This window comes from Streptomyces sp. NPDC004126, from assembly GCF_050275515.1.
GTDB lineage: Bacteria > Actinomycetota > Actinomycetes > Streptomycetales > Streptomycetaceae > Streptomyces.
The window spans coordinates 1-5,346 of the sequence record NZ_JBNNPF010000114.1 but is presented as its reverse complement, the minus strand read 5'-3'; the positions used below and the strand labels follow the sequence as shown (position 1 = coordinate 5,346).

Annotated in this window: 7 protein-coding genes and 3 pseudogenes; 7 read left to right on the top strand and 3 right to left on the bottom strand. The window is 70.5% G+C overall.

Features of this window, described 5'->3' with window-relative positions; translation table 11 throughout:
* Nucleotides 1–98: 98 nt before the first annotated feature.
* From ACQKM2_RS40545 to ACQKM2_RS40535, 3 genes are all read left to right on the top strand, one after another.
* Nucleotides 99–236 (top strand): hypothetical protein, encoded by a 138-nt coding sequence (locus tag ACQKM2_RS40545; RefSeq protein ID WP_427719154.1) that lies wholly within the window; start codon nucleotides 99–101, stop codon nucleotides 234–236.
* 70 nt (nucleotides 237–306) lie between these two features.
* Complete coding sequence (locus ACQKM2_RS40540; RefSeq protein ID WP_427719152.1) at nucleotides 307–834, top strand: SMI1/KNR4 family protein; 528 nt, start codon at nucleotides 307–309, stop codon at nucleotides 832–834.
* A 46-nt stretch (nucleotides 835–880) separates the two neighbouring features.
* Nucleotides 881–1,726, top strand: a complete 846-nt coding sequence (locus ACQKM2_RS40535) for a MerR family transcriptional regulator (RefSeq protein ID WP_427719150.1) — start codon at nucleotides 881–883, stop codon at nucleotides 1,724–1,726.
* Nucleotides 1,727–1,739: 13 nt separating this feature from the next.
* Here ACQKM2_RS40535 and ACQKM2_RS40530 read toward each other — a convergent pair.
* A pseudogene (locus tag ACQKM2_RS40530) lies at nucleotides 1,740–2,478 on the bottom strand (IS701 family transposase); the annotation flags it as partial.
* A gap of 35 nt (nucleotides 2,479–2,513) precedes the next feature.
* Here ACQKM2_RS40530 and ACQKM2_RS40525 point away from each other — a divergent pair.
* The 3 genes and pseudogenes from ACQKM2_RS40525 to ACQKM2_RS40515 all read left to right on the top strand — a co-directional run bounded on the left by ACQKM2_RS40525 (nucleotide 2,514) and on the right by ACQKM2_RS40515 (nucleotide 3,315).
* Entirely contained in the window at nucleotides 2,514–2,816 is a 303-nt protein-coding gene (locus ACQKM2_RS40525) for a hypothetical protein (RefSeq protein WP_427719147.1), read from the top strand.
* 70 nt (nucleotides 2,817–2,886) lie between these two features.
* A pseudogene (locus ACQKM2_RS40520) lies at nucleotides 2,887–3,045 on the top strand (transposase); the annotation flags it as partial.
* 39 nt (nucleotides 3,046–3,084) lie between these two features.
* A complete protein-coding gene (locus ACQKM2_RS40515; RefSeq protein WP_427719157.1) occupies nucleotides 3,085–3,315 on the top strand; it encodes an e9imm peptide in 231 nt (76 codons plus the stop codon).
* Between the two features lie 8 nt (nucleotides 3,316–3,323).
* On the opposite strand, the pseudogene ACQKM2_RS40510 reads toward ACQKM2_RS40515, so the two are convergent.
* A pseudogene (locus ACQKM2_RS40510) lies at nucleotides 3,324–3,493 on the bottom strand (IS5/IS1182 family transposase); the annotation flags it as partial.
* Nucleotides 3,494–3,600: 107 nt separating this feature from the next.
* A complete protein-coding gene (locus ACQKM2_RS40505) occupies nucleotides 3,601–4,524 on the bottom strand; it encodes a quinone oxidoreductase family protein (protein ID WP_427719145.1) in 924 nt (307 codons plus the stop codon).
* A 103-nt stretch (nucleotides 4,525–4,627) separates the two neighbouring features.
* Here ACQKM2_RS40505 and ACQKM2_RS40500 point away from each other — a divergent pair, with 103 nt between their 5' ends.
* Nucleotides 4,628–5,068 carry a MarR family winged helix-turn-helix transcriptional regulator gene (locus ACQKM2_RS40500; RefSeq protein WP_360451459.1) on the top strand — a complete coding sequence of 147 codons (441 nt, stop codon included), beginning with the start codon at nucleotides 4,628–4,630 and terminating at the stop codon, nucleotides 5,066–5,068.
* Nucleotides 5,069–5,346 lie beyond the last annotated feature (278 nt).

Here is a 5,346-nt window from a genome sequence, read left to right as displayed (position 1 = left end):
GCAGGGGGGACCCTGTGGGAGAGTAGGACGCCGCCGAACAATCATTGTGGGAAAGCCCCGCACCTTCTGGTGCGGGGCTTTTCTGCGTTTAGGGGCTCTTGTGTTTCGCGGGGTGCCGAATTCTGACGAAGGGCCGCACCGACGCGCTCCGGGACCGGCACATCGAGGACGCCCGGGAGTTGGTCCTCGTCCTGCGGTTCTGCGTCGAGAAGCGCGTCCCACTGCTGTTCGGCTGAGCGATCCGGGCGGGCGGAGGGCGCCGGAAGCCGGGTATGAGCAGGTGTCAGCGGGTGTGAGGATGGGGGTATGCGCGATTCGTACGGCTCCCTCCCGGTCACCGCTGACTTCCTCGCCGGGTGGCGGGAGGAGGTGTCGGCGGCCCTGGCCGCCGTGGTGGCCGGCTTCGAGGAGAAGTACGGCTTCGGCCCGGGGGAGAACGCGGTCCACCCGCCGGAGGCGGCGGACCGCATCGCCGCGGAGCGGCTCGCCGCAGAGTCCCCGGCCTTCGCCGACCTCGCGGCGTACTACGGGGCGATCGGCGCCGTGGACATGGGCGACATCGGCAACGGCTACTTCCTGCACCCCGCCTCCCACGCCGTCGACGAACGCACCGCGCTGCCCGAGGCCGGCGGAACCGTCCCCGCCGTACTGATCGGCTCCGACGGGGGAGGGCTCCTGTACGCGGTCGCCGCTGACGGCGCCGTCTGGCGGTCGCGGACCGCCTCCGAGGACGGCGGGTTCGACCGGATCACGGACGGCCTCGCGGAGTTCCTCGACCTCCTCCGCCGCTCCGTCCACCGCTTCGACGAGTCCGGGCAGCCCGGCCTCGTGTAGCGGAGGCCTTGACTCTCAGGTGAGGCGAGACGGCACAGTCGGATCCGTGGACAGGAGAAACCTGCTGCCGATCGGGCAGTTCTCGCAGGCCAGCGGCCTCTCGATCACCGCACTCCGGCACTACGACGCCGGCGGCGTACTGGTGCCGGCGTACGTCGACCCGGTGAGCGGCTACCGCTACTTCCGGCGTGACCAGGTGCGTACGGCGCGGTCGATCAGGGCGCTGCGACAGCTGGACATCCCCGTCGACGAGGTGCGCCGACTGCTCGGGGCGGGCGAGGAGGAGTTGGCCGCCGCCCTGCAGGCGCAGTTGAGGGCGGCCGAGCAGCGGCTGGAGGCCCAGCGCTCCGTGGTCCACAGCCTGTTGAGCCGACCGACCGAAGGAGCAGGGATGACCCACCGCGTCACCGTCCGCCAGAGCGCCGCCGAACGGATCCTCGTCCGCGGGGCGACCCTCGACAACTCGGGGCTCGAGGCCTTCCTCCGCAGCGCCTACCAGGAGCTGTACGCGGTCGCAGGCCGCGGTCCCCTCACCTTCACCGGGCCCGCCTTCGTCCGCTTCCACGGGGTGTGCGACGAAGAGAACGAGACGCTCGTCGAGGCGTGCCTGCCGTTCTGGGAGGACGGCGCACAGCCTGCGGACCTGCCTGACGGCATGACCGTGCGGGAGCTGCCGGAGACCACCCTCGCGTGCACGGAGGTCGCGGGCGCCGCCGCGGCGTTCCCCCGGATACTCGGCGCGTACGACGCCCTCGCCGACTGGATCACCGAGCACGGCTTCACCTTCGCGGGCCCGGTCCGGATGACCTACCGCCGGTGGACCGGGACACCGGACGACCCGGACAACCGCCTGGAGATCGGCTGGCCGATCGACGAGCCGACTGACGGCTAGTACTCCAGTGCGGTTCATCGCTCCAGCGGCTGCCGGCCACGCGGACGAGGTCGCCCAGGGGCACTGCGGTGGGTGACCAGCACAGGCAGAAGGCGAGTTCCCTTGTGGCGCGGTTACGGCGGATCAGCAGATGGCGGTGTTTGCCGGTGCCAGGCTGCCTCGGGTAGGCGGTCGGCGACCGTATCGGCGCGAACCGGTGTGCGGCCGGAGTTGATCCGGACCCGGATGGAGCAGGCGACAGCCAGAACGTAGCCGGTCACGCGGGCCTCCAGGGCTACACGAAGCTACGGGTCCTGTCCGGATGCCTCGTCGCCAGTCACCCACGGTGTTTCGACCCCGGCGTCCAGTGCGGCGGCGATCATCTCCCAGGCCAGGCAGGGTTTGGTCGCGAACTGCACCTCGTCAGGTATCCCGGCCGCCTGGCGGCGCTCGGGGTCGGTGCACCAGGAATGCTCGGGCAGGCAGAGTCGACGGTCGATCAGTGCCCGCCCCCGGCTGGTCGCACAGGCGAGGAAGACATCGACCTGGTTGTTCTCGATGAGTCCGGCGGCGCCGGCGTACTGCCGCTGCACGCCGGCCGAGGACCGGGCCTTCCTCATGAAGCCGGTCTCGTCGACGATCAGCACGCCATCATCGCCACCGAGGTGCTCGACGGCGTACGCGCGGACTTCGTCGCGGACGGAATCAGCGTCCCAGCAGGCGCTTCGCAGCAGACTCCGGGCCGGGTCCTGCGTAGTGCCGAACTCCTCGCTTCGGTCCAACGGCCCCTGACCGACACACTGAGCGCATGGACAGCGAACCTCTGCGGATCCCCCTTGATCAGCTTCGGACAGCCTTCGAGCTGGCACTGCGACACATCGAAGCGTCAGCCGGCAGCACAGCGACGCTCGAACACGACTACTTCTGGTCTGTTCCGGGCGACGAGCTCTACGACGTCCCAAACGAACCGAGAACGATCACCATCGGGCAGCTTTCCGAGTCGTGGCAGCACCTTGAGGGCCTCCTTGCCGACCCGAACCGGGCCGTGGGCTACCACCTGGTCTGGCTCGCCGATGTCCTGCGCGCGATCGGACAGGACACCGCCCAATAGCCACCACACACGCGACGTGACGCGGAACTACGAAGTCACACCGGAGTACTAGTAGTGCTTTGCCACCGGCGTGCGGGCCCGTCTGGCCTGGCGGCCGGTGGCCGTGGTGCGGCCGTAGGTGTGGGTGGTGGACAACACCGGCTTCCCCAACGACGGCACCGGCTCGCCTGGGGTGGCCCGGCAGCCCTCGGGCACCACAGCCTCGAGCCCACTGTCCTGGCGGCTGTTCACACTGTTCTCTCGGGAGGCGGAGATGGAGGGGGATCTGATGAGCGCAGTGGAGTTGAGCCGGGCGGAAGCGGTGGCGCTCGTGCAGCGGGTCATGGACGCGGACTACTCCTCTGATGACGAGGTGAACGACTGGCTGGACCTGCTCGACAGAGCTCTGGCCTGTCCGTCCGGCCGTGTCAGCGACCTGATCTTCTGGCCGGCGGAGCGGGAGCTGTCTGCCGGGGAAGTGGTCGACGAGGCCTTGGCCTACCGGCCGATCGTCTTGTAGGACCCGTCGCGCCACTGCCTGAGCTTGTCGATGCACCGCTCGACTGTGTTCCGCTGCTTGTAGGCCCCCCGGTCGAAGGGGCCGGAGGCCGGCCTCCCCGACTGCCGAGCCGTTTGCGGTTGGCGGCCTGGTCCGCTGGCCGCGGGATGACTGCCGGGATCCCGCGGCGCCGCAGGTGCCGGCCGTGGGAGTGCCCGAGGGCACCGGCTTGGGCGAGCAGGGAGGTGAAGACCTCCTCCCGGGTGCCGTCGGCAGCCCAGACCCGCAACCGGTTGTGGACACCCCCTAGGGGACCAGCACGACCTTGCCGAGGTTGCGGCGCTGTTCGATGACGGCGTGCGCGCGGGCGGCCTCGGGGAGGGGGATCCGCGCGTGGACGGCGGTGCGCAGGGTGCCCGCGTCGCGGAGCTCCCAGAGCTCGCGCCGCCAGCGGGCGTAGAGGTCGGGCTGCCCGAGGGCGATGGCCCGCATCTGGAAGCCGATCAACGAGGCCCCGCGGAGCAGGAGTTCGTACGCCTCCACGGTCCCGCCGCCGGAGCTGAAGGCCACCAGCCGGCCGCCCGTGGCGAGGGCCCGCACGGCGGGGCCGAGGAGGTCGCCGCCGACGCCGTCGAGGATGACGTCGTACGGGGCGCCCCAGTCGGCGTCCTCGTACAGGACGACCTCGTCGGCGCCCAGGCCGCGCACGAAGCCGGCCTTGTCGGGGCTGCTGACGGCGGCGACCACGCGCCCCGCCCCGCCGGCCTTGGCGAGCTGGAGGGCGAGGGTGCCCACGGCACTGGCCGCCGCCGTGACGAGCACGGACTCGCCGGGCCGTACGCGCGCGGCCTCGTACGCGCCGCGGGCCACCAGCCCGCTGCGGACGAGCGCCACCGCGTCCACGGCGCTCGCCCCTTCGGGGACGGAGGAGGCCATCGCGGTGTCCAGCACCGCGTACTCGGCGTAGGCGTCGGCGAAGCAGAGCCCGGTGACGCGGTCCCCGACGGCGAAGGCGGTGACGCCCTCGCCGGTGCCGACGACCACCCCCGCCACCTCCCCGCCGAACGACACGGGCCCGCTCCCCTCCCGCACCTTGCGGACGGTGGGCAGCGTGACCCCGATGGCCTCGGTCCGGACGAGCAGCTCCCCGGGCCCGGCCACGGGCCGGTCGACCTCCTCGGCGACCAGGACTCCGGGTCCACCGTCGACCTCATGGCGCATGCGCAGCACAGGACCTCCCTCAGTTCGATCCGAGCGGGACAAATTCATTGGGTGCCCCAACGATAAGCATGAAGTCGTAGGGAAGTCCAACGATTCTGGGTACGCTGCACGCATGACCTCAGCCCTCGGACACATCCAGTCCCTGCCCACCTGGCTCGTCGGCCGCGTCGCGGCACGCGGACGGGGTCTGGTCGCGGACGCCATCGCGGCGGAGGGCCTGAAGCTCATGCAGCACGCGGTGCTGGCCGCGACCGCCGAGTACGGGCCCGTGGCCCAGGCGGACCTGGGGCGCCGGCTCGCGGTGGACCCGAAGGACATGGTCGGGATCCTCAACCACCTCCAGGAGGCGGGCCTCGTCCTGCGCACCCCGGACCCGGCCGACCGCCGCAAGAACGCCGTCACCGTCACCCCGGAGGGAGAGGCCGCCCTGGCCCGCTGCGCGGCCCTCGCGGAAGCGGCGAACGAGCAGCTGCTGGCGCCCCTCGCCCCGGCCGAACGGGACACCCTGATGGCCCTGTTGGCGCGGGTGCACGAGGCTCCCGCCTCGTTTTGACACCCCAGGGGCAGGGTTGTAGAGTCAAACGGTTGCCTCGAACTGGACAAGTTCGGCGACCACCACTCCACAGGGAATCTCTCCCGGGTGGAGTGCATTCGACTCTCCATTCGGAAACGTTGAAGCCGGGAAATCCGGTGGAAAACTTCTGATAGAGTCGGAACCGCCGGAAAGGGAAAGCGCGAAAGCGCAGAACCTCGAAAGCACCGAGGAAATCGGACACGAAAGAGTCTGATAGAGTCGGAAACGCAAGAACGAAGAACGAAAGCCCGGAGGAA